Source organism: Streptomyces sp. WELS2, assembly GCF_013870595.1.
GTDB lineage: Bacteria > Actinomycetota > Actinomycetes > Streptomycetales > Streptomycetaceae > Streptomyces.
Window position 1 is genome coordinate 1 of the sequence record NZ_JACBWZ010000902.1, and the last position, 2341, is coordinate 2341.

Genomic DNA, 2341 nt, shown 5'->3' on the forward strand with positions numbered 1-2341 from the left:
CGCCGGCCGGCGCTGATGACCGCCTGGACCGGGGCTATACCGATCTCGACCTCGTCCGCCGCGTCGGCGAGCAGGTGCGCGATGTCCGTCTGTGTCATGTCCTGCTGCTCCCGGTCCCCGGTCATCACTTCCGCCTCTCACGCGTCACGGTCTCGGCCAGTGCCGGTATGGCGCGGAGCTTCGCGATCCCCTTGGCCGCGCTGCTCTTCACCGTGCCGACGGAACAGCCCATGGCCTCGGCCGCCTGGGTCTCCGTCAGGTCCTCCCAGTAGCGCAGGACCACCGCTTCGCGCTGTCGCGCGGGCAGTTGGGCGAGCGCCTCGAGCAGGGCGCCGCGGTCATCGGCCTGGGCGATCCGGTCCCCTGTGTCGGCCACCTCGCGCACCAGGCCCGAGTCGTCCTTCGGCGCCAGGAACTCCCTGAGCCGTCTGCGGTGTTTTCGCGCATGGGCGTTGATCATCACGCGCCGTACATACGCCTCCGGGTCGTCGGCCGCGCCGACCCTGCGCCAGGCCGTATAGACCTGTTCGAGGGTCGACTGGACCAGGTCCTCGGCGGCGTGCTGCTCCCCCGTGAGAAGAAATGCCGTACGCATCAACCGCGGCCAGCGGCCGACCATGAAGCTCTGGAACTCCTCGTCCCGAGTCTGCTTCCCGTCCCCCATGGGCACCTCCTAGATGTCTAAAGGAGTCCATGGGCCCCCCGAACCGTTGCCCCGGTCCCGGAACTCGGAAAATTTCCTCAGGCCTGCGGCGTTCCGTCGCCCTGAGCCCCTGACGACAGGTCAGTAACCCATGAAACGGTCAAGACTTCATTAGAGGCCCGAAGCAACGGAATAGTTGCCTGTGCATACGAGGTTTACCCGACACTTATGACACGTGGAAGGCCTCACTCCATGACAGACACGACGACCGACCAGCCCACCCGGAAAGCGGGTGGCGCGGTGGTCCCGGTGCTCGCGTTCGCGGGCATCGTCGTCGCGGTGATGCAGACGCTGCTCGTGCCGGTCATCAAGGACCTGCCGCAGCTGCTGGACACCGCCCCCAGCAACGCCACCTGGGTCCTCACCTCCACCCTGCTGTCCGGTGCCGTGGCCACCCCGATCATGGGCCGGCTCGGCGACCTGTACGGCAAGCGCCGGATGCTCGTCCTGAGCCTGGCCGTGATGGTGGTCGGCGCCCTGGTCAGCGCGCTCACCAGCGAGCTGATCACCATGATCGTCGGCCGCACCCTCCAGGGCTTCGCCATGGGCGCGATCCCGCTGGGCATCGGCCTGATGCGGGACATGCTGCCGCGCGAACGGCTCGGCTCGGCGATGGCCCTGATGAGCTCCTCGATCGGCGTCGGCGGCGGCCTCGCGCTGCCCGCCGCGGCCCTGGTCGCCCAGCACACCGACTGGCACGCGCTGTTCTACGGCGCCGCCGGCCTCGGCGCCCTCGCCATCCTGCTCACCCTGCTGGCCGTGCCCGAGTCCCCGATGCGCGCGAAGGGCTCCTTCGACCTGGTCGGCGCGCTGGGTCTGTCCACCGGTCTGGTGCTGCTCCTGCTGCCCATCACCAAGGGCAGCGACTGGGGCTGGTCCTCGGGCACCACGCTCGGTCTGTTCGCCGGGGCCGTCGTCGTGCTGGTCCTGTGGGGCCTGTACGAGCTGCGCGCCCAGGCGCCGCTGGTCGACCTGCGCACCACCGCCCGTCCGGCGGTCCTGTTCACCAACCTCGCGTCGATCATGGTCGGCGTCGCGTTCTACGTCGTCTCGCTCGTCCTGCCCCAGCTGCTCCAGCTGCCCACCGCGACCGGGTACGGCCTCGGCCAGTCGATGGTCGTCGCGGGCCTGTGCGTGGCCCCGCTGGGCCTGACGATGATGTTCACCGCGCCGGTGTACGCGCGGCTGTCCGCCCGCTACGGCCCCAAGGTCACCCTGATCACCGGCCTGCTGGTCATAGCGATCGGCTACGGCGGCGGGCTCGGCCTGATGGACGCGGCCTGGCAGACCATCGTCACGTCGGTGATCCTCGGCGCGGGCATCGGCCTCGCCTACTCCTCGCTGCCCGCGCTGATCGTGGGCGCGGTCCCGGCGTCCGAGACCGGTGCGGCCAACGGGCTGAACACGCTGATGCGGTCCATCGGTACGTCGGTGTCGAGCGCCGTCGTCGGCATGGTGCTGGCCAACACCGCGAACAATGTCGGCGGGGTCGCGATACCGACCATGCACGGTTTCCGGGTGTCCTTCCTCATCGCCACGGCGGCGGTGGCCGTCGGTCTGCTGCTGGCGCTCTTCCTGCCGAAGAGCCCGCGGCCGGCCCAGCGGCACACGCAGCTGCGGGCCAGCAGCGAGGAGGAC

The 2341-nt window shown here is 69.8% G+C and carries 2 protein-coding genes; one reads left to right on the forward strand and one right to left on the reverse strand.

Going from position 1 to position 2341, the window contains the following annotated elements; all coding sequences use genetic code 11:
- Positions 1-124: 124 nt before the first annotated feature.
- Positions 125-664 carry a SigE family RNA polymerase sigma factor gene (locus H5J33_RS31505; protein ID WP_181798165.1) on the reverse strand — a complete coding sequence of 180 codons (540 nt, stop codon included), beginning with the start codon at positions 662-664 and terminating at the stop codon, positions 125-127.
- 231 nt (positions 665-895) lie between these two features.
- Between H5J33_RS31505 and H5J33_RS31510 the strand changes: the two genes are divergently transcribed.
- The coding region (locus H5J33_RS31510) for an MFS transporter (RefSeq protein ID WP_181798166.1) at positions 896-2341 on the forward strand (1446 nt) is incomplete at its 3' end.

What these genes read in the sequence shown, in the direction of transcription:
- H5J33_RS31505 (WP_181798165.1), bottom strand. Translation starts at nt 664, where the DNA reads ATGGGGGACGGGAAGCAGACTCGGGACGAGGAGTTCCAGAGCTTCATG.